The organism is Cobetia sp. MMG027 (assembly GCF_027947415.1).
GTDB classification, from domain to species: Bacteria; Pseudomonadota; Gammaproteobacteria; order Pseudomonadales; family Halomonadaceae; genus Cobetia; species Cobetia marina.
In genome coordinates, this window is record NZ_JAQJIO010000007.1 from 73,196 (window position 1) to 93,961 (window position 20,766).

Here is a 20,766-nt window from a genome sequence, read left to right on the forward strand (position 1 = left end):
AAAGAGATGGTAAAAACATTAACATGACATTGGCATGTTCGTCATCCGCCCCCCAGTGTCAGGGGGCTGGCCTGTCGGGATTGGCTTGTCTGTACCGGACCCTCGGTATTACCATCAGATGTTAATGGTTTCGGGAGAGCCGAGGATGGAAAAGAAAACCGCACGTCTGACTCTGATGATTGACCCCCACAAGAAGCAGGCCTTCGAGCAACTGTGTGCCACGCAGGACCAGACGCCCTCTCAGGTCGTTCGTCAGTTGATCCGCGAGTATCTGCAGGCACATGGTGTCGAGTACGCCTCCCAGCCCGGGCGTCCGCAACCGCCATCTTCCTGAAAGAACGGGTGTGAAGGGCGTTCTGGCAAGCCGTGACTTGGTCTTCGCTGAAGTGGCCTGTGCTGACAAGCTCTGCGCTGACGCAAGAGACAAGAAGCCCCTGACAGGCGAACCTGTCAGGGGCTTTCACGTTCATGGGCCAGGCCATTCACCCAGCTCTCTCAGATAGGCGAGATCATTGGCAGAACCTGACCGGTGACAGGCTGCGCGCGTAGCCCGGCAGGGGCTCGCCTGCCACCATCCGGGCCACGATATCCCCTGTCTCGGCCGAGAGTGTCAGGCCCAGATGGCCGTGCCCGTAAGCGAGAAGCAGGCCGGGGCAGCCAGGCATTTCGCCCACTACCGGCAGGCCATCGGGGGTGGAGTGGCGCACCCCCATCCAGTGGCGGGCGACGTCGAGGGGCTGACCGAAGAGTGTCTCGCCCCATTGTGTGAGGGCTTGCCAGCGCTGTGGCGAGGCGGGGCGCGACGGCGCACAGAACTCGGTGGTGCCCGCCAGGCGAATGCCTTCCGCCATTGGCGAGGCGTAGAAGTGATGCGCCAGCCAGCCTACCGGGCGTGAGAGTGGCAGCTGGGTGGCGAGTTCGATGTGATAGCCGCGCTCACTGACCACCGGCAGACGCTTGCCGAGTCCCGCCAGTAGTGTGTTGCTCGCGATACCGGCACAGACCACGACATGCGGGACCTCGTGGGAGGTGGTGGCGGTGTCGATGCGCCAACCACCACTGGTCATCGGCGTGAGGGCGTCGACCTGCTGCGCCGTCCACTCAAGGCCACCTTCTTCCAGCTGTACGAAGAGTTGGTGGCTGAGTGACAGCGGGCTGGTGAGGTGGCGGGTGTCAGGGAAGAACAGGCCGCCTGCCAGCCCCTTCGGGTTGAGCGACGGTTCCATGTCCCGCAGCTGGCTCGCGCCCAGCGCCTGACATTCGACCCCGTCACGGCGCTTGGCCTGGGCCATCTTCTCCAGCGCCGGCGGGGTGATGGCGGTGTCGCGCTGGATCTGCAGGCAGCCTGTCTGGCTGGCCAGCGCAGTGGTGGCTTTGGTCTGCAGGTCATCGATCAGGGCATGCTGACGTTCGACGGCATTGGCCAGCAAGGCAATCAGATCTGCCTTGTGGCGCTGGAAATTGGTGGGCGTTGCCGCCTTGAGGAAACGCCAGCCGAAGTCCGCGAGGGCGGGGGTGTGGCGCAGGGCGATGGCAAGGGAGGGCTGCCTGCTCAGCAGGTGGCCCGGCAGCTGGCGCAGTGTGTCGCCGCTGGCCATCGGCGAGGTGGCGTAGTTGGCGATCAGACCGGCGTTGCCGAAGGAGGTACCTTCGCCGACGGGATTCGGGTCATACAAATGAACGTGATAGCCACGTGCCTGCAAGGCGCGGCAGGTCGCCAGACCGATGATGCCGGCGCCGATGACGGCAATGCTGTCGTGGCTCGCCGCTCGTGCGGCGGGGGATTGCGGGGTCATCGCGCGTACTCTCTTTGCCGGTCATGCCGGGCGGGCAGCCCGACATGATCGGCGTGATGAAGTCGGTGGCAGGGCCGTGACAGGACCATGACAGAGCTTGGAAAGCCTTGGTCGAGCGGCGCAGACCCTGCCGATGGCTCAGTTGTCGCGGTAGAACTTCCAGGAGGCGATGGCGATGCCCACGGCGGTGAGGATGCTCAGCAGACAGATGGTGTAGAGAGTGAATCCGAACATGGTCAGGTCCTCAGGAGTGAGTGGGCTGGGTCGCGGTATCGTGATCTGGAGCAGCATTCAGCAGTTGATAGACCAGAGTGAAGACCGTGATGTTGACGATGACGCCAGCAATCAGCGGGGTGAGCCCGGTGAGGGCTTCCAGTTCCAGGCCACTCCATTTCCACATGCTGGTGGCCAGGGCGCCGGCGATCATCGCGGCCACACCAGCACGCTTGCAGCGAATCCTGAACAGCACGGCGAAGATGAACGGCAGCAGGATGGTCGGCGCCCACAGGGCGTAGCTCAGCAGCAGCGCATCGATGATCGAGGTGGCGTAAAGCGCGAACACGATGGCGCCCAGCCCGATGGCCAGATTGACGCCGCGCTCGATCCACAGCTGTTGCTTGCCGGACATGGCGGGGTTGATGAAGGGCTTGTAGATGTCGGTGACGAAGATGACCGCTGCCGAGTTCAGATAGGAATCCGCCGTTGACATCACCACCGCCAGTAGTGAGGCCAGCACCAGCCCGGTCAGCCCCAGCGGCAGAGCGTCGCGGATCAGTTCCGGCATGGCCTGATCCGGCGAGATCTGCGGATAGAGCACCAGCGCGATCAAGCCGATGGTGGAGCTGACGGCATAGAACAGCAGACCGAAGCCACCGGCCAGCGAGTAGCCGATCCTGGCATGGCGGGAATCCGGTGCGGACAGGGCGCGCTGGGTGTAGGGCGGGACGAGGGTCTCGCCGAGCAAGAAGGCGATGAAGATGCTGATGAACATCAGCGGCGTGTAATCGCCCATGAGGCTGAAGTGTTCGCTGGGGAGCGCGGCGATCAGGGCCTCGGGGCCACCGATCTTGTCGAGCCCGACGATCATGGTGATGGGCAGGAAGACCGCTAGCATCACGAACTGCACCACGTCAGTCTGGATCACGGCCCACATGCCGCCGGCCGTGGAGTACACCAGTACCACTGCCATGCCAATCAGGATGCCGGTGCTGATCTCGATGCCCAGGATGGCATTGAAGACGGTGCCGATGGCCAGCGCCTGGGCGCCGAGGATGCCGATGCAGAAGATCAGCGAGAAGATGCCGGTCAATAGGCGAGCGCTGCGACCATAGTGATGCGCCATGATGTCGCCGACCGTCTGTGCCCCTGCATAACGCTTGAGGCGTGGCGCGATGTAGAGGCCCGCGATGATGGTGGCGATGGGGAAGGCGGAGGCCGCGAACATGAAGGCGTAGCCTTCGTCGAAGGCCTTGCCGGCGCGACCCATCGAGGCACCCCCGCCGAGGAAGGAAGCGGCGAGCGTGGCGAACAGCACCGGCCAGATGATCTTGTTGCCGGCGACAGCGAAGTCGGCACTGCTGGATGTCTTCCTGGCACTGCGATAGCCGATATACAGCAAGATGGCGAAATACAGCAGTAGCCCCATGAGGTCGATCGTGTGCATTGTCTGTGGCCCTTTGTTGTTGGTTATGAGGGTCTGGTCAGCTTCCTCCCGCTGGGGGTATAAGCACAACTAAAGGCTGTCTATTAAGTCATAAGAACAATTTAGAGCCTATTCACGAGAGGCTAGTCTTGAGCATCCAGTCCCAAGCGTCCATTCTCGAACGCCAGGCACGAGGGCCTTGCCACGAGAGTCCCGTCACGAGAGCCCCGCCACAAGAGCCCAGTTGTCATGAAACTCAGACATAACCTGCGTCAGTTGCAGATCTTCCAGGAAGTGGTGCGCACGGGCAGTCTCTCCCAGGCAGCGCGTCGGCTTGGCTTGACGCAACCGGCGGTGAGCACGGCGATCGCCAATCTGGAGAGTGACGTCGGGTTTCTGCTTTTTCGGCGTAACCACTATGGCACCCAGTTGACACCGGAAGCCGTCCATCTGGCGGAGGGTGTCGACAAGGTGCTGGCATCGGTGGGGCATCTGGATGAACTGACGGATGGTCTGCGTGATGGTCACGCCGGCAAGCTCACCGTGGCCTCGATGCCGGGGCTTTCGCCGACGGTGATGCCTCGAGTGATGTCACGCTATCTTGCCGACTTCCCCAGGAGCCGTCTGTCACTGCAGACGTTCAGTTCACGCAAGATCGCCGAGTGGGTCGCCGAGGGCCAGTTTGACCTCGGGGTCATCGAGGCAGACGCCGCGGTCGAGGAGCTGGTGCTGGAGGAGTATCAGCTCTGCATGGCACTGGCCGTGCCTGTCATGCATCCGCTGGCGCAACGCGAGGTCTTGTTCCCACAGGATCTGGCCGGGGAAACCATCATCACGCTGGATCAGCACCATCAGAGTACCTTGAAGCTAGCGCGTGCCTTTCAGCAGGCAGGCATGACGCTGCAGGCAAGCATCGAGACGCATCTGTTTCCCTCGGTCGCGATGCTTGTCAATGAAGGGATAGGCATTGCCTTGATCGATCCGGTGACGGCGGAGGCGATGCTGGCGCGGCGCGATTGCCAGCTGCGCGTGGTGCCATTCGCGCCGACCATCAACCTGGATGTCGCGCTGGTCACCTCGCGTTTTCATCCCGTCTCGCGTCAGGGGCAGCGCTTCATGCCCTATCTGACGGCGGAGCTTGCTGCCTGGCAGCAGCGCTCGAAGGAGCGTTATGCCGTGACGATGCCGGAGGATGGCGAGGATGCCGCCCCCATGGTGTGAAGCCACTCATGATGGGTCACCGTCACGGACCTGGTCATCTCCCTCGGCGATACTGCCGACAACAATACCCTCGCCAAATAAGCACCAAGGCCCCACCGCTGATGGGCGGTGGGGCCTTGGTTGCCGTTTCAGGCGTGACCGAAGGGTCAGGGTCGCAGAGCCCTCATTCCAGACTCGCCCCATAGCCGAAGCTGGCGGCCGGTTCGGCGGCGGTCTCGACCCACACGCTCTTCACTTCGCTGTATTCGCGCAGCGCATCCAGCCCGGAGGAGCGGCCATAGCCACTCTCGCCGTAGCCCCCGAAGGGGGAGCTGACGTGAATGGTCTTGTAGCCATTGACCCAGAAGGTACCCGCGCGCACCTGACGCGCCACGCGGTGGGCGCGCCCGACATCACGCGTCCAGACGGCACCGGCCAGCCCGAAGCGACTGTCATTGGCGATGCGGATGGCGTCGGCTTCCTCCTCGAACGGTATGGCGACCACGACCGGGCCGAAGATCTCCTCCTGCGCGCAGGTCATGGCGTTGTCGCCCAGCAGCACCGTCGGCGCGACATGATAGCCGCCGGTGTCCGGGATGGGGTCTGCTGAGCCATCCGCCAGGCGCGCGCCGTCTTCGATGGCCCCGGCAAGCATCGACGTCACATGCTGGTATTGCTTCGCGTTGTTGATCGGGCCGATCTGGGTCGCCGGGTCCTGCGGATCACCAAGGGTGAATTGCGTGGCGGCCTCGGCCAGCGCGCTGGTGAACTTCTCGTAGATAGAGGCCTGTACCAGCAGGCGCGAACCCGACACGCAGCTCTGACCCGCACCGGAGAAGATGGCCGCCTGAGTGCCGCGCAGTGCCACCTCGAGATCGGCATCCTCGAAGACGATATTGGCCGACTTGCCGCCCAGCTCCAGCACGCAGGGAATGCAGCGCTGTGCCGCGGCGGTGGCGATATGGCGGCCGGTGGCGGGCGAGCCGACGAACACCACCTTGCGGATATCGCCCTCGGCGATGAAGGCTTGGCCAATGGTATGACCGTAGCCCGCGATGATATTGACCAGCCCGCGCGGCACGCCGGCGCGCTCGATCAACACACCGAGTGCCAGCGAGGACAGCGCCGTCAGCTCCGAAGGCTTGAGAATCACTGCATTGCCGGCGGTGATGGCCGGGGCGATCTGCCAGCCCGCAGTGAAGATGGGCGCATTCCACGGCGTGATCTGTAGCACGGTGCCCAACGGCTCGTAGGTCACGTAGTTGAGGTGTGAGGTTGGGACCGGAATCACCTCGCCGTGCAGCTTGTCTGCCCAGCCCGCGTAGTACTCGAACATCTCGGCGACCTTGGCCACCTCGACGCGGGCATCGCGAATCGGCTTGTTGGCGCTCAGCGCTTCGAGTTCAGCCAGTGTCTCGGCCTGCTCACGAATCAGGCTGCCTATCTGATAGATGACGCGCCCACGCGCCTGGGCGGTCATGGCAGCCCACTGCGGTTGCGCCTGGCGTGTGGCGGCATTGGCCAGCGCGACCTGAGCGCGATCGGCATCCGGGAAGGACAGCATCAGGCTGTCATCATGGGCGTTGCGTACCTCGATGGCGTCACCCGTGCCAGTGACGAACTCACCACCGATCAGGCTGCTGACGACAAAACTGTCGTCAGGAGATTGGCTGCTGCTCTGAAACGCCTGCATCAACTCGGCGATGCGCTGAGCAATCGGGGAGGTCGGGGTCATGTCCTGGGTTAGCATGGCTTATTCTCCGTGGCCAAAGAGGGTCGGGTCGGTGCGTTGCACGATGGCGCAGAAGTCTTCGCTGTCATCCAGGCTCGCGCGGCTCTCGTCCCAGAGCTGCGCCACGGCGTTGGCAAGGGGGAGCTCCAGTCCAAGCGCTGCTGCCAGATCACTGGCCAGCCCGACATCCTTGCGCATCAGGCCCATGGTGAAGCCGGAATCGTAGGCCTTGTTGATCACCCAGCTGGGGAACATCACCTGGCTTGCACCACTGCGTCCCGAGCCCGCATTCACGCCTTCCAGCAATTTCTCTGGGGAGACACCCGCCCTGGCGGCCATGGAGACGGCTTCCGCCGTGCTGATCAGATGGCAGGCCGCCAGCATGTTGTTGGCAATCTTGGCGACGTTGCCCGCCCCGCAACCGCCGACGTGCACGCGGCTGCCGCTCATGGCTTCCAGCACCGGCATGGCGCGTGCCAGCACTTCCTCCTCGGCACCGATCACCATCGACATGCTGCCACTCGCCGCGCCCTTGGGGCCGCCGGATACCGGGGCGTCGATGAAGTCGATACCACGAGTCGCCAGCGCAGCCGCCACCTTGTGGCTGGTCTCGGGAGTCGAGGTGGTGGTGTCGATCACGATCAGGCCGGGCTTTCCCAGCGTCAGGAGACGGATGGTGTCTTGATTCTCTTCCTGTGTGCCTTCCTTGCCCAGGCATAGCTGCTCTACATGCTCTGCCTTGGGCAGCGAGAGGATCACGATATCGATCCTGTCCAGCAGCTCTGCCAGTGAACTGACCGGTGTGACACCTGCCGCGGCAGCCTTGTCACGCGCAGCCTGTGAGAGATCGAATCCGAAGACGGGGAAGTCATGGCGAGCAAGCGTTGCGGCCATGCCGCCACCCATGTTGCCCAGTCCGATGACACCGACGGTTGTTGTCATTGTGTGATTCCTGTCGTGGTGAAAGGGGGATGGTCATCCGGTGACTCGAGTATGGACAGCGCTTCTGTGTTCCAGCAATAATCCGAAATTCACTTTAATGTTGCCTTCAAGGCAATACTGGGGGCGTGATGAGTCTGGTGCAGGAACGACGTATCAGTCATTTCCACGAGGCCGCCAGACTGGGCAGCGTGCGGGCAGCGGCGGATTTCCTGAATGTGGCACCGTCTGCGGTCAGCCGACAGATCACCCAGCTGGAGCATGAGCTGGGCATGCCGCTGCTTGAGCGTCATCGACGTGGGGTCAAGCCGACGGAAGCCGGCGAGCGGGTGCTGGAGTACTACCGTCAGCGTCTGGCGCAGCAGGAGGTGCTGCTGGAGTCGTTGCAGTCATTGAAGGGGCTGCAGAGTGGTTCTCTGGTGCTGGCCATCGGCGAGGGATTCATCGAGGGTCTGGCAGGGCCATTGAGTTGCTTTTCCGCGCGTTATCCGGGCATCGAGCTCAAGGTGAATCTATGTGGCAGCAATGAGGTGATCCGTCAGGTCGTCGAGGACGAGGCGCATCTGGGGCTGGTGTTCCATCCGGCAAGTGATCCAAGGATTCGCGCGCACGTCTCGCGCCCTCAGTCGGTGTGCGCGGTGGTCAATCCGGCGCATCCTCTGGCGCGTCAGGCGACGGCGGCTGTGCCCGAGCCATTGTCGCTGGCGGCGCTCGACGGATATGCCCTGGCGCTGCCGGAGGTGTCGTTCGGCATTCGCCAGATCGTCGCGCAGGCGGAGCATCAGGCCGGGGTGATGCTGAGCCCGACGCTCACCTGCAACGCGCTGGCGATGCTCAAGCAGTTCGCGCTGCAGGGCGGCGTGACCCTGCTGCCGGAATTCGTGGTCAGTGAAGAAGTGGCAGCGGGCAGGCTATGTCGACTGTCGCTTCAGGAAGCGCCTTTCATCACGCCGCATGTGCAACTGATCAGTCGACTGGGCCGGCAACTGAGCGTCGGTGCCGATCGACTGCTTGGCCTGCTGCGCGAGGACATCACGGCCTTCAATGCGCCGGAGGTTGGCTCAGTCGGTCAATCGCGCTGACGGTGTAGGATTCAGCACCGGGTCGGCGCGCAGACGATCGGCGGCAAGATCCAGGAAGGTGCGTACCTTGGCCACTGCGCCACGACCCTCGCTGTGCAACAGGTGGATCGGTAGCGGCAGTGGTTCGAGCTCCTCCAGTACGGCCTGCAGGCGGCCCTCGGCAAGATCCTCGCCGACCTGATACGAGAGCACGCGGGTGATGCCCCAGCCACTGTGCGCCGCCTCGATGCAGGCAGCAATGCTGCTCATCGTTAGCCGTGGGCTTACGCGTACAGAGTGTTCTCCCTCACGGCCGAAACGCCACTCCTTGCCGTTGTTCAGTGTGCTTGAAGCAATGACGCGTTGTGTGGTCAGCGCCTCCAATGAGGTGGGAATGCCTTCGCGGGCGAAATAGGCCGGTGAGCCGCATACGACTCGTCGCACACTGCCTACACGGAGTGCCGAGAGCCCCGAAGAGGGCAGTGAGCCGATGCGCACGGCGATATCGAAGCCTTCCTCGATCATGTTGACTACGCGGTCCACCATCACTACTTCGGCGCGCATCTCGGGATAGTGCTCCAGATACTCCATCAGCAGCGGCATCACGTGAATGCGACCGAACTCGGTGGGGCAGGTGACGCGCAATACGCCGGTAGGGCGAGTCGCGGCGCCGCTGACGCCATCCTCCGCTGCCTGAAGCTCCGCCAGGATGCGCCGTGCATCCGCCAGATATCGCTCGCCGATCTCGGTCAGGCGCACGCGCCGTGTGGTGCGCGTGAAAAGGCGCGCACCCAGGCGGGCTTCCAGAGCATTGATGCCGCGTGTCACCGAGGGAGCGCTCATGCCCAGCGCGCGGCTGCCTGCCGCGAAGCTTTCGGTATCCGCCACGGCCACGAAGACCTCCAGTGTCTGCAATCGGTCCATTGCTGGCTCCTGTTCACGGCGATTATTGTCATTGTTTGGAATAATGAATTGTGTTTGGTGAGGATTCTAGTGGCATGGCGGGCAGAGTACCTTGGAGAGGCGCCTATCCAATCTGTGTCTGATCCCCTCAATCGCTGGAGTCGTTGCCATGTCTGCCAATCTTCCACGTCATCCCTTGCCACCGTTCACCCCGAAAAGTGCTGCTCAGAAGGTGCGTCTCGCTGAAGACGGCTGGAACAGTCGCAATCCCCAGCAGGTTGCGCTGGCGTATTCCCCGGATACCCGTTGGCGCAATCGGGCCGAATTCGTGACCGGGCGTGATGAGGTCGTGGCCTTCCTGACCCGCAAGTGGGCAAGCGAGCTCGAGTACCGCCTGATCAAGGAACTGTGGGCGACGGCAGACGACCGCATTGCCGTGCGTTATGCCTACGAGTACCGCAACGACAGCGGCCAGTGGTTCCGCGCCTACGGCAATGAAAACTGGCAGTTCGATGCACAAGGCCTGATGACCCACCGCCACGCAAGCATCAATGAACATCCTATTGCTGAAAGCGAGCGACAGTTCCATTGGCCGCTCGGGCGTCGTCCCGATGACCACCCGGAGCTGAGCGATTTCGGTTTTTGAGTCTTCATGACCCGGCGTCTTTCACACCATCCTTACTCTCTTTGCACTCTCCTCACATTGCAGGTGAATCATGAACTCACGCTTCTCTTCCACTGCCGCACCTATTCGTCTGTTTCGTAATCCCAAATCCGGTCACTGTCACCGTGTCGAGCTGATGTTGGCATTGCTGGGCATTCCCTACGAGACGATAGATCTCGACATGGCCAATGGCGCGCACAAGGCGTCCGAATTTCTCAAGATCAGCCCATTCGGACAGGTACCTGCCATCGAAGACAATGGCGTCTTCCTGAGTGACTCCAACGCCATCCTCGTCTACTTGACCCACCGCTATGACGGCGAGCAGCGCTTCATGCCCAGCGATTCACTGGCGGCGGCCGAGGTGCAGCGCTGGCTGTCAGTGGCGGCTGGCGAAATCGCCTCGGGCCCCTGTGCCGCACGTCTGGTCACCGTATTTGGTGCTCCCTTCGATCATGAGCAGACCATCGCTCGTGCCCATGCCCTGTTCGCCGTCATGGAGTCACATCTGGATCAGCGTCACTACCTGGTGGGTGAGCGCCTTACCTTGGCCGATATCGCGGGTTACAGCTATATCGCCCATGCCCCTGAGGGAGGTGTCGGCCTCGGCGGTTATCCCAATATCCGTGGCTGGCTTGCGCGTGTCGAGGCACTGCCTGGCTTCGTGGGCATGGCGGCTAGCCCGATTCTGGCCTGAATCACCACGACCGTGAGGGTGTCATCATGAGTGAGCATCGCCAGGTATTTCATGCGGGTGAGCGACGCGTTCAGGCGCGTGCAGGAGTGCCCGAGCGTTATGTCGACCAGGTGGCCCCTTATGTGCGCGACCAGATGCCAGAGCAGCATGTCGCTTTCTTCGAGAGTTTGCCGGTGCTGTTCATGGGCGTACCGGACACGCAGGGCTGGCCATGGGCAGTGGTGAGCTTTGCCGCCCCCGGCCAGCTGTGTGATGCCAGCCCTGGCGAGATGAGAATTCACAAGCGACCGGCTTTGACCGAGCTGCTGGCACTGGATTTCAACCCCGGCACCAGGCTGGGGGTGTTGGGGCTGGATGTGGCAAGCCGTCGACGCAATCGTCTCAACGGCACGCTGCTGGGCGCAGGCAAAGGAGTTGGGAGAGAGAGAGAAGCTGATGAGAGAGAGATTGAAGTTGATGCGGTGGCGCAAGGCACTGAGGTGCTGCGGCTTGGTGTCGATCAGAGCTTCGGCAACTGCCCGCAATATATCCAGTTGCGAGAGATCGACTGGGCTGCCGAGCAGGCCAGGCCTCTCGAAAGTCGGCAAGTGGCCCTGAGCGATGAGGTGAGTTGCGCCCTGCTGGCACAGGCAGATACCTTCTTCATCGCCACTCGAGCGGGGGAGCTGGAGGGTGCGGCGTCAAATGGCGTTGATGTTTCCCATCGTGGCGGCAGGCCGGGATTCGTTAACCTGAATGCCGATGGCAGCCTGTCGTTTCCCGATTTCGCCGGCAATCGCTTCTTCAATACCCTGGGCAATATCGAGCTGGATTCTCGTGTCAGCCTGTTGATACCCGATTTCACCAGTGGCGCGGTGCTCGTACTCAAGGGGCGCGCCAGAGTTGACTGGAACCCACAGCGGGCCGCGCTGGTGGAAGGTGCCGAGCGGATCGTGGATGTGGTGCCGGAGCAGGTCTGGCATGTCGAACACGCAATGCCGGCACAGGAGCGTCTGATCGAGCGTTCTCCCTCACTGGAGCAGACCGGCGACTGGCCAGTACAGGATGATGTGCCACCAGCATTTCGCCGCCTGCGTGTCATCGACAAGGTGCGCGAAAGCGATGGGATCACGTCCTTCTTTCTGGGACCGTTGCCTGGGAGGGGCAGTGATAGCGCATCGGAGGGAATCGTCGCCTATCAGGCGGGCCAGTTTCTGACACTACGATTGGCCTCCACCCCTGAACATCACCTGTCATCTGGAGAGATCGCCGTGATGCGCAGCTACAGCCTGTCGCAGGCGTGGCATGCCGATCAGAAGGCGTATCGCATCTCGGTCAGGCGCGACCCGGTCGGTATTGCTTCACGTCTGTTGCATGATGAATTTGCGGTGGGCGATGTGCTGGAAGCCCTGCCGCCGGCCGGTGATTTCGTGTTGCAGGATTCGCCCGCGCCTGTGGTTCTGCTGTCATCCGGCGTCGGCATCACGCCGATGATCGCCATGCTTCAGGAACATGTTCAGCGCGCCATTGCCGGTAATACATCGCCTGGTGAGGTGTATTTCGTGCATGCTGCGCGCGATGGCTCTGAGCACGCCTTTGTTGACGATCTGACGGCTTGGGCACAGACATATCCATGGCTGCATGTACATATTGCCTACTCTCGGCCGCGTAGTGTCGATCTGGCGACCTCTCATCATCAGACACAGGGCCGACTGGATATGGTGGCGCTGAGCGACTGGCTACCGGACATGACTGACTGTCATGTCTATCTGTGTGGTTCGGAGGGTTTCATGCGCGCGCAATATGCCGCGCTCATGACGTTGGGGCTGCCGCGTACGCAGTTGCATCACGAGTTCTTCGGGCGTGGGTCGCTTGAGGACGAGGCGGAATCGTCCCGAGGCTCTGCGATACAGGGCTCTTCAATACAGGGTTCTGCAGGACATGTGGATGAGGTACTGCGCAAGGTCTTGCCCGAGCGTGCGCAAGTCACCTTCACTCCGCGCGCGCCACGCGGGCAGGGAAAGGCGTCGAAGCCAGCCACGAACAGCGAATGGACACCACAGCATGGGACTCTGCTGGAGCTGGCCGAACAGTCCGGCGTGGAAGTCTTGTCCAGCTGTCGATCTGGCCGTTGCGGCACCTGTGCGCTGCGACTCGTGTCGGGGGAGGTGCAATATCCTGAGACACCGCAAGCTGCTGTTGCTCAAGGCCAGGTATTGATGTGCTGTGCATACCCGGCCGGTGATGCGCCGCTGGTCATCCAGACCTGGTGAACCTGAATCTCCATCCGGCAGGGGCCAGAGAGCACCTGGTACTGTGGGTATGGGACAAGTACAAACAGAATCAGTGGGATAGCGCCATTCGGGTTCATGGTTCTGACAAGTGGTCAGCGGTATAGTGCGAGTATCGTGCCACACTGATCGCTCGGCCTCTCAGACAAGGATCTTCACCATGGCCTCATTTCGTATTCTGACGCATCCCGAACACGGCAAGCGTGCCGTCAAGATCGGCTGGTCATGGCCTGCCTTCTTCTTCGGCCTGTTCTGGGCGCTCTACAAACGCATGTGGTTGCTGGCGGCCAGCCTGTTCGGCTTCATCGTGCTCAGCTCGGTCTTCATTCCGCCGACCATGGATGGCCAGCTGATCTCCAACATCCTGTTTCTGGGCTTGAATCTGACCATCAGCCTGAAGGGCAATCAGTGGTACGCGAGCCTGCTGGAAACCCAGGGCTTCACCCGAGAGGCCCAGGTCGAGGCGCGTAACCCCAATGATGCGCTGGCCGTGCATGCCAACGCCCATCGGTCCCCGGCCGATGATTCGGCGGCAGGGTCTGCACACGATGATGTACAGGGTCAGAATGCCAGGGATGATCGTTCCAGGGACGAGGACCCTGCGGATGATGACAACAATGATGATCAGAGCGGTGGCGCTGGTGGACAGGGCGGCAGCAAGTCCAGCGGTGGCAATACGTCTGGCACCTTCATTGGCTGACGCATTTCTCTCGCTGGGCCAGGTCAGCAGGGATGAACCGCGGCTCTGTCCGATATCCTCTCAGTGGCATACCTTCAGCGGCAAGGTCAGTCAGATCAATGCAGCTCGGTCGACAACTGATGGGAGGCGGCAGGCCCGGATAGCGTCACTCCCAGTGATGCCAATACCACCAGGCCAATCGCCATCCACTGCAGCAGTACCAGCTCTTGGCCTAGAAGCAGCAATGCCGACAGTGCAGCGGCAGCAGGCTCCAGGCTCATGAGAGTGCCGAAGGCAGGGGCGGAGAGTCTTGGCAGCGTGTACATTTCCAGCGCATAGGGGATCGCCGCCGAGAGGACAGCGACACCTAGCGCCAACGGCAGGATGTCCCAGGACAGCAACGCGCTGCCTGCCTCCCATATGCCTATCGGCGTCACGACCAGTGCCGCCACCGCCATGCCCAGCGCGACGGCTGAGGTACCATGGCGATTGCCTGCCCGCTGACCGAACAGGATATAGCCTGCCCAGCAAGCTCCCGCGCCCAGCGCACATGCCACGCCCCACGGGTCGATCGGGCCTGAATCCTGTGGCCCGAGTGTCAGCAGCATGACGATGCCAAGGATGGCGAGACACACCCAGGCAAGGTCTCCTCTGCGGCGCGAGCACAGTAAGGCGACGCTCAAGGGGCCGGTGAATTCCAGAGCGACCGCAATACCTTGTGGAATCGTCTGCAGAGAGGTGTAGTAGAGCAGGTTCATCATGCCCAGGGCCGCGCCGTAGCCGAGGATGATCGGCCAATCGTCCACCGTGATGGGCTTGCGCCATGGCCTGAGTACCGCAAGCAGCAATATCGCGGCGACCAGCAAGCGCAGTGTCGTGATACCGCTTGGCCCTATGCTGGGGAACAGGCTCTTGCCGAGGGATGCGCCGATCTGGAAGGACGCGATGGCAACGATAAGGATCATCACCGGCCATGTTCGATGGACGATGTCTTGGACAAAGGGGGGCATGACGGGCTCCGGTAGCGGACTTCTCCCTGGTGATGCGGCGTAGGGAAGTCATGGCGCTGGTATTTTCATTGGCAAGTCGTTTCGCCTTGATGGCGCTTGTCACTTTGCTCTTTTATCTGTCACTTGGCTCTTTTATCTGTCACTTGGTGCAGGGCAATTTCTGTCTGGCGCTGACAAGCATGGCGTAGCGTTCGCCATGCTTGTCAGCGCCATGAATACGGTAATATTCGGTGACATGTCAGTTGGCAGATTTTTTTGCATGCCACATCGAGCAAACTCCAGAAGCAGGTGGCTTTCAGATGCTGGGCAATCTTCACGATATCGATCTCAAGCTGTTGCGCGTCTTTCATGCCATCTGTGAGTGTGGCGGCTTCACTCAGGCACAGCTGCGCCTGGGTATGAGTCAGGCCAGCATCAGCACCAAGATGGCGCGGCTGGAAGGACGTCTGGGGTATCGGCTATGTCACAGAGGCCATGCCGGGTTCAGCCTGACACCGGAAGGCAGCCAATTGCTGCGCAGTACCCAGCGACTGCTGGCGGCGGTGGATGCCTTTGTCGATGAGGCGGGCGGTGTCGGTCAGCAACTCAGTGGTGAACTCAATCTGGGCATCATCGACAATGCGGTCTCCAATCCGGACTTTCGGGTCGCTGATGCTCTTGAGGCATTTCTGGCCGAGGCGCCCGGGGCCAGCGTCAATATCAGTGTCGGTGATCCCGCCGATCTGGAAGCCCAGGTATTGGATGGTCGCTTGCATCTGGCGATCGGTCTCTTCAATGGCAGCCGCCAGAATCTTGATTATCTGCCGCTTTATAAGACCACTCATGGCTTGTTCTGCGGACGAGGGCATCCCTTGTATTCCATCAAAGATGAAGAGCTCACCGAAGATGATCTGCATAAAGCACTGTGCCTGGATGCCGGTTATCTGGACACGATAGAGGCCTTCCAGCGAGACATCGGCCTGGGACAGGTCAAGAGTGATACCCATCAGAATGCAGAAGGCGTTGCGCTGTTGATCCTCTCTGGACGCTATGTCGGCAACTTGCCCGTCTCCTACGCGCAGCGCTGGGTGGAGCAGCAGCGGCTGCGCTTGTTGAAGCCGGATGTCAGTCTTGTAACCTCGACGGTCACTGCCATCCATCGTGCCCAGCGGCCGCCTGCCGCGCTGGTGCGTTTTCTCGAGGTGCTGCGCATGCACCACGGATCAGCCCAGCCCCTCTGAAATCAGCCTCCCTCAAACAGCGCTTGTGGACAGTCCTTGTGAACAGCTGGCGGCATGCACTGATATCGTGGCCTGGGCTACGTGTATCAGCGCATGCTGCTTGCTGGCCTTACAGAATGATCCGCCCCATCAGGCTGAGAATCGGGATCGCGATCAGCAGGCGTAGCAGCCAGATCATGAACAGCTGCAACAGGTTGAGGCCAATGCGCGCCTTGAGAATCACGATGGCCACCTCCGTCAGGAAGATGATGCCATTCACGGCAGCTCCGGCAATCACGAAGCGCGTCAGTTCGCTTTCGATGCTTGACCCCAGAATCACCGGCATCAGAAGGTCAATGAAGCCGGTCAGCATGGCGGTTGCCGCGACCCTAGCCTCCGGCAGTCCCATCAGTTCCAGATAGGGCACCAGTGGAGTGGCCAGTACGTCGACCACCGGGGTGTACTTGATCAGCGCAAGGCCCAGCACGCCAAGAATCATCATGGTCGGGTAGACCGTGATCGAGAGATCAGCCGCGGCATACAGCGATGACTTGAGCTTTGCCAGCGGCTTCTGCGCTCTGTCGGCCCGCTCGATGCCGCGACGCAAGGCCCAGCCCAGCAGTGGCTCATCGGCGGCGCGATCGTCCTGCTCCTGTTGCGGCGGCTCATCATCGCGCGTCAGATTCGCGACCCTGCTCAGTGGTGGCAGACGCGGGATGATCAGTGTACAGGCGATACCGGCTAGGGTGACCGACAGATACCAGCCGAGGAAGACGCGTTCCAGATTGACGAAGCTCAGTACCACATAGGCAAAGGCGATGGAGACGATCGAGTAGTTGGTCGCGATGGTCGAGGCCTGACGCTTGGTATAGTGGCCATCGTGATATTGCTGCGAGGTCAGGATGATGCCCACCGAGGAAGCGGATAGCCAAGAGGCGAGACAGTCGATGGCGGCACGCCCCGGCAGCTTGAACATGCGCTGGAAGGGACGATTGATCATGACGCTGATGAATTCCATCAGGCCGTAATCCGTCAGCAATGGCAGCAGGATGGAGCTCAGAAAGAACAGCGTCAGCAATATCGGCGCCACTTCATACAACAGCACACCACCGGTGTCCTTGTCCCATACCCAGACGGGGCCTGCCTCGAGATACACCATCAGCAGCGCTGCAGTGCCTGCCAGCCGAAGCAGCAGCCAGCCCGGGCGAGCATTGAAGAGCTGAAAGAAGGGATGCGGATGACGCTTCAAGGCGGGTGACAGCAGGATGACCGTGCTGATGAGCGAGGGGATGACGACGATGATGATGGCTATCGTCATCATGTAAGGAGCGACCAGCGCGGTGATCTGACTGATCAGGTAGGCGATCGGCACCGTCCATTGGCCCCCCAACAGCATCGGCGTCATGAACAGCAATACGCCGATCAGCGACGGAATCAGAAAGCGCAGCAGTCGCTGGGTACTGACAGGTTGTCCGGTGGAGTGGGTACTATCCAACAGGTCGATATCGCCCCGACCTGTACTTGCCTGACGGCGGGTATGTTTCATGTCACTTGCCTCGATATTGTAATTATCATGTGCTGCTGGCAGTGGATATGCGCGGACATCGTTTCCACGTGCTTCAGGCATTTGCAGTGTCTGGCATAGGTAGCTTCAGAACGCCAAGGGGCAGGGTCATTCATTGCTGACCGCGAATGTCGCATCGCGGGGCGTCAATCGGTTGCCACTTCTTCGCGAGTTACTTCGTGCGGGCAAGCAGGCCTGCAATGTGCCATGCCGGCCTTCATCGAGCACATCGTCTCGGTCAGAGCTCTTGAAATGACTCTTGAGATGGCTAGCACGGCCTCGCCATGCTTCATGTCCGGTCCGCCTTCAGGTCTGGTCATGTGTTGATGGCGAGGCAGCGAGTGCCGATGTTTCAGCTCTCTGGCAGGGCTGCGATCACCATCATCTCGACCTTCCACTCAGGCTTGGCGAGTACTGCCTGTACCGCGGCGCGCACCGGGGGATGTTGCGGCGAGACCCAGGCATCCCAGACTTCATTCATTTCGGCAAACTCGGCCATGTCTTGCACCCAGACCTGCGTCGAGACGAGATGATGCTTGTCTGTTCCTGCGCGTGCCAACAGGGCATCAATCTGCTCAAGAATCTGGCGAGTCTGGTCACTCATGCCGGTGGAAGCATCGTCAGCGACTTGGCCTGCCAGATGCACGGCGTTGCCGTGAATGACGACCTGGCTCATGCGGCGACCTGAATCAATGAATTGCAGTGTCATGGTGGATTCCTTTCAATCAGTGGTGGGAGACGACTTTCAGTTGCCTTCAGGGCGGAACAGGCGTCTGTGATCAGACGCGACTTTCAGGCTTGATGTGGCTATCCATCGCGCTGAGCATGCTGTCCAGTGAGCGCCGAGCGCCACGCTGCAGGTATTCCATGGCTTCCAGGGCACCTTCATGGGCGCGCTGTGATGAACCGGCAACACAGTCTTCGGCGACGCGGCAGAAGTAATCTCCTTGATGGCCGTCAACGAAGGTGTAATGCACGCAGACATCCGTCAGGCCACCGCACAGCAGCAGAGTGTCGACATCCAGGCCGCGCAGCAGAATCTCGAGATCAGTGCCATAGAATGCCGAGTAGCGGCGCTTCTTGATCAGATAGTCGTGGTCTCGATAGCCAAGCTGTTCAGCGGCTATCTCGGTATACGGGTGGCCTTCGATGCAGTGACGATCCTCATCACCATCCAGCTCGCGACCAAAATCGATGCCGTCCGGACGATGGACTTCCTGAATGAAGATGACGGGGATGTCACGCTCGCGGGCCTTGTCGATCAACTTGCGTGACAGGGCCATGCGTTCGACATAATCCGGCATGTGCGCGATGGCACGCTTGTCCTGATTGATGAAGGCGCCGGCGAGGATGTCGATGACGATGAGGGCAGGCCGGCCTTCGATGATCTTGCGGTTCTTGGCGTCAGGCAGGGACATGATGGACTCCAGCAGCGGTGGGTGGCGTTATTGTCTGGTGATGCTGTATCGCGTGATGGCAGCGCTGATTCACGAGAATCATCCTGCTACAGGCCTGAGCGCTCGGGAATTTCGCTGTGGTGATGTGTACATTGCGTTGCCGTTAACTAGCTGCCGATTGTTTTCAAGCATCTGATATTCTTGCTTTATTTATATTGACTGATTGCGAAGCGCTGTGACGCATGCCTTGCGAACGGTCGCATACGGGAACAGCCATCATCGTGATGGCGAGGCTGACAAGAGACGATGCAATGAATCATCAGGGACGATTGACGCGCTGGAATGATGACAAGGGCTTCGGCTTCATCACGCCACAAGCCGGGGGCAAGGCTGTCTTTGCGCACATCAGTGCATACAAGGGGCGGGGGCGGCCAAGGGCCAGTGCACAGGTGCACTATCAGCTGGGCATGGATGAGAACGATCGCCCACGTGCCACACGCTTTCGCACGTTTGGGGCAGGGGCTTCCACTACTTCTGCTGGAGTGGGGCTTGCATGGTTGATGCTGCTGGCCGTGATGGTCGTGCTCGGGGCAGGCTGGCAGCAGGGGCGTCTGCCCTGGATGTTGCCAGTGGCGTATCTGGGCATGAGTCTGGTGACGTATCTGGCCTATCGAATCGACAAGCAGGCCGCGACATCAGGGGAGTGGCGCGTGTCCGAGGGGAAATTGCACTTCATGGAGCTGCTGTGTGGATGGCCGGGCGCGCTGATCGCCCAGCAGAGCCTGCGCCACAAGACGCGCAAGACAAGCTACCGGGTCGTGTTCTGGTGTGTGGTACTGCTCAATATCGCCGCCGTGAGCTGGCTGACGCTCTCGCCGGATGCCGCGGCCATTCGTGATCTGCTCGGCTTTCCTGTCATTCCCGGAGAGGCCATGATCCGCTGGTCATGAGCGGGTATCGTCAGTACCTATCAACGACAAAGGGGCCTTTCGAGGCCCCTTTGTCGTTGTTGCTCACTGGTGTGTGCCATCAGAACGGTGCGTAATCATCCTGTTTGACGCTTGAGGCGACCCAGCGGTCTCTGGCAGGTATCGCCCGGCGTTGCGCGCCCTGTGGCGGTATCTGGCCTCGCTCACCATACAGCCACAGCACCAGGTTGGAGCGCTGGCCGCTGGTGATCGGCTGCGCGGCATGCGGCACATTACCGCGATGCAGCATAGCCGAGCCGGGCGTGAACGAGAAGCGCACTGCGTCTCCGCTCGCGGCGTCCAGAACATCCAGTTCAGAGCCCACGAAGGTCTCGTCGGGCAGGTTCATGTTGATGTTGAGGGTCACGGACGAGGCATCAGTATGCGGCCGAATCGAGGCGTCCGTGGTGGGCTGATAGTGGATCGAGAAGCCGAAGGACTGGCTGTCGTAGCCGATGATTTCCGGGAACAGCAGCCGCGAGATCGGACGCATGTAGGTATCCAGCAGCTGCTGATAGAACGCCTGGAAACTCGGTGCCGCCAGATAGCCCTGTGAGCGACGGTCGAGCATGGCGCCGCGCCGATTGAGCACGATGCCGTAGGGCGGGCGCAGCGGAATACCGGCATCCCATGCCTTTTCGAGCAGGTTGCGCAAATCAGCAATGCGCTCGACATCGAAGAGCTGGAACTGATAGACGTCAGTGGCGACTTCTGTCATCAGCGCCTTGACGTCCGTCTCGCGCTCGGGATTCTCCCACGCCTGCTTGACGGCAGTGCGCAGCGCCTTGTCGATCAATCCACTGTCGAGGATGGCGAGGTCGTCTTGCTCAACGGCTTCCCATTCACGCCAGGCGTCACTCAGCAGTTGACGGTGGCTGTCCCAGAATTGCTGGACGGAGGGGGCGCGCCGCAGCATGGCTTCGCGGGAAGGCAGTTCGAGCTCGCGGGCTTGCTGCAAGCGGGTCTGCTGTAATCGGGTGGGGTGCAATACAGAGTGGGTCATGGGGTGTCTGCTCCAGAAACTTGCGGCATGAAGGCTGCCGTTTCG

At 61.1% G+C, this 20,766-nt stretch carries 19 protein-coding genes; 9 read left to right on the forward strand and 10 right to left on the reverse strand.

Annotation, left to right across the window (positions count from 1 at the left end; genetic code table 11):
• The first annotated feature begins 145 nt into the window (after window positions 1-145).
• Window positions 146-334 carry a CopG family transcriptional regulator gene (locus PJK54_RS11030; protein ID WP_084208379.1) on the forward strand — a complete coding sequence of 63 codons (189 nt, stop codon included), beginning with the start codon at window positions 146-148 and terminating at the stop codon, window positions 332-334.
• Window positions 335-509: 175 nt separating this feature from the next.
• Here the strand turns inward: PJK54_RS11030 and PJK54_RS11035 are convergent, their stop codons facing one another.
• Both PJK54_RS11035 and PJK54_RS11040 read right to left on the reverse strand, forming a co-directional pair.
• The gene (locus PJK54_RS11035; protein ID WP_271302831.1) at window positions 510-1,796 is read right to left on the reverse strand and encodes an FAD-dependent oxidoreductase; all 1,287 of its coding nucleotides are present in this window, start codon (window positions 1,794-1,796) and stop codon (window positions 510-512) included.
• Window positions 1,797-2,040: 244 nt separating this feature from the next.
• The gene (locus PJK54_RS11040; protein WP_271302832.1) at window positions 2,041-3,441 is read right to left on the reverse strand and encodes a sodium:solute symporter family protein; all 1,401 of its coding nucleotides are present in this window, start codon (window positions 3,439-3,441) and stop codon (window positions 2,041-2,043) included.
• 246 nt (window positions 3,442-3,687) lie between these two features.
• Here PJK54_RS11040 and PJK54_RS11045 point away from each other — a divergent pair, with 246 nt between their 5' ends.
• Window positions 3,688-4,659: a LysR family transcriptional regulator gene (locus tag PJK54_RS11045; RefSeq protein ID WP_176503805.1), complete on the forward strand. Its 972-nt coding sequence runs from the start codon at window positions 3,688-3,690 to the stop codon at window positions 4,657-4,659.
• Between the two features lie 163 nt (window positions 4,660-4,822).
• Here the strand turns inward: PJK54_RS11045 and PJK54_RS11050 are convergent, their stop codons facing one another.
• Window positions 4,823-6,388, reverse strand: a complete 1,566-nt coding sequence (locus PJK54_RS11050; protein ID WP_271302833.1) for an aldehyde dehydrogenase family protein — start codon at window positions 6,386-6,388, stop codon at window positions 4,823-4,825.
• 3 nt (window positions 6,389-6,391) lie between these two features.
• Window positions 6,392-7,312, reverse strand: a complete 921-nt coding sequence (locus PJK54_RS11055; RefSeq protein ID WP_271302834.1) for an NAD(P)-dependent oxidoreductase — start codon at window positions 7,310-7,312, stop codon at window positions 6,392-6,394.
• 128 nt (window positions 7,313-7,440) lie between these two features.
• Between PJK54_RS11055 and PJK54_RS11060 the strand changes: the two genes are divergently transcribed.
• Complete coding sequence (locus PJK54_RS11060; RefSeq protein ID WP_271302835.1) at window positions 7,441-8,391, forward strand: LysR family transcriptional regulator; 951 nt, start codon at window positions 7,441-7,443, stop codon at window positions 8,389-8,391.
• Here PJK54_RS11060 and PJK54_RS11065 read toward each other — a convergent pair.
• Window positions 8,371-9,294 (reverse strand): LysR substrate-binding domain-containing protein, encoded by a 924-nt coding sequence (locus PJK54_RS11065; protein WP_271302836.1) that lies wholly within the window; start codon window positions 9,292-9,294, stop codon window positions 8,371-8,373. The two genes, PJK54_RS11060 and PJK54_RS11065, sit on opposite strands and share 21 nt — an antisense overlap.
• A 148-nt stretch (window positions 9,295-9,442) precedes the next feature.
• Here PJK54_RS11065 and PJK54_RS11070 point away from each other — a divergent pair, with 148 nt between their 5' ends.
• The 4 genes from PJK54_RS11070 (at window position 9,443) to PJK54_RS11085 (ending at window position 13,601) form a co-directional block, all read left to right on the forward strand.
• Window positions 9,443-9,919, forward strand: coding sequence for a nuclear transport factor 2 family protein (locus tag PJK54_RS11070; protein ID WP_271302837.1), 477 nt, complete (start codon window positions 9,443-9,445; stop codon window positions 9,917-9,919).
• A gap of 70 nt (window positions 9,920-9,989) precedes the next feature.
• Entirely contained in the window at window positions 9,990-10,631 is a 642-nt protein-coding gene (locus tag PJK54_RS11075) for a glutathione S-transferase family protein (protein WP_271302838.1), read from the forward strand.
• Window positions 10,632-10,717: 86 nt separating this feature from the next.
• Complete coding sequence (locus PJK54_RS11080) at window positions 10,718-12,883, forward strand: 2Fe-2S iron-sulfur cluster-binding protein (protein ID WP_271302839.1); 2,166 nt, start codon at window positions 10,718-10,720, stop codon at window positions 12,881-12,883.
• A gap of 178 nt (window positions 12,884-13,061) precedes the next feature.
• The gene (locus tag PJK54_RS11085; RefSeq protein ID WP_271302840.1) at window positions 13,062-13,601 is read left to right on the forward strand and encodes a DUF2628 domain-containing protein; all 540 of its coding nucleotides are present in this window, start codon (window positions 13,062-13,064) and stop codon (window positions 13,599-13,601) included.
• Between the two features lie 95 nt (window positions 13,602-13,696).
• Here the strand turns inward: PJK54_RS11085 and PJK54_RS11090 are convergent, their stop codons facing one another.
• Window positions 13,697-14,545: an EamA family transporter gene (locus tag PJK54_RS11090; RefSeq protein ID WP_271302974.1), complete on the reverse strand. Its 849-nt coding sequence runs from the start codon at window positions 14,543-14,545 to the stop codon at window positions 13,697-13,699.
• Window positions 14,546-14,889: 344 nt separating this feature from the next.
• On the opposite strand from PJK54_RS11090, the gene PJK54_RS11095 reads away from it, so the two are divergent.
• Window positions 14,890-15,810 carry a LysR family transcriptional regulator gene (locus PJK54_RS11095; RefSeq protein WP_271302841.1) on the forward strand — a complete coding sequence of 307 codons (921 nt, stop codon included), beginning with the start codon at window positions 14,890-14,892 and terminating at the stop codon, window positions 15,808-15,810.
• A 109-nt stretch (window positions 15,811-15,919) separates the two neighbouring features.
• Here the strand turns inward: PJK54_RS11095 and PJK54_RS11100 are convergent, their stop codons facing one another.
• The 3 genes from PJK54_RS11100 to PJK54_RS11110 form a co-directional block, all read right to left on the reverse strand.
• Entirely contained in the window at window positions 15,920-17,335 is a 1,416-nt protein-coding gene (locus PJK54_RS11100; RefSeq protein WP_271302842.1) for a YjiH family protein, read from the reverse strand.
• Between the two features lie 370 nt (window positions 17,336-17,705).
• Window positions 17,706-18,062: a RidA family protein gene (locus PJK54_RS11105; protein WP_271302843.1), complete on the reverse strand. Its 357-nt coding sequence runs from the start codon at window positions 18,060-18,062 to the stop codon at window positions 17,706-17,708.
• Window positions 18,063-18,132: 70 nt separating this feature from the next.
• The gene (locus PJK54_RS11110; RefSeq protein ID WP_271302844.1) at window positions 18,133-18,771 is read right to left on the reverse strand and encodes a cysteine hydrolase family protein; all 639 of its coding nucleotides are present in this window, start codon (window positions 18,769-18,771) and stop codon (window positions 18,133-18,135) included.
• Window positions 18,772-19,061: 290 nt separating this feature from the next.
• On the opposite strand from PJK54_RS11110, the gene PJK54_RS11115 reads away from it, so the two are divergent.
• On the forward strand, window positions 19,062-19,700 hold the full coding sequence (locus PJK54_RS11115; protein WP_271302845.1) for a cold shock and DUF1294 domain-containing protein: 639 nt from the start codon (window positions 19,062-19,064) through the stop codon (window positions 19,698-19,700).
• A gap of 79 nt (window positions 19,701-19,779) precedes the next feature.
• On the opposite strand, the gene PJK54_RS11120 is transcribed toward PJK54_RS11115, so the two are convergent.
• A complete protein-coding gene (locus tag PJK54_RS11120; RefSeq protein WP_271302846.1) occupies window positions 19,780-20,721 on the reverse strand; it encodes a 2OG-Fe(II) oxygenase in 942 nt (313 codons plus the stop codon).
• Window positions 20,722-20,766 lie beyond the last annotated feature (45 nt).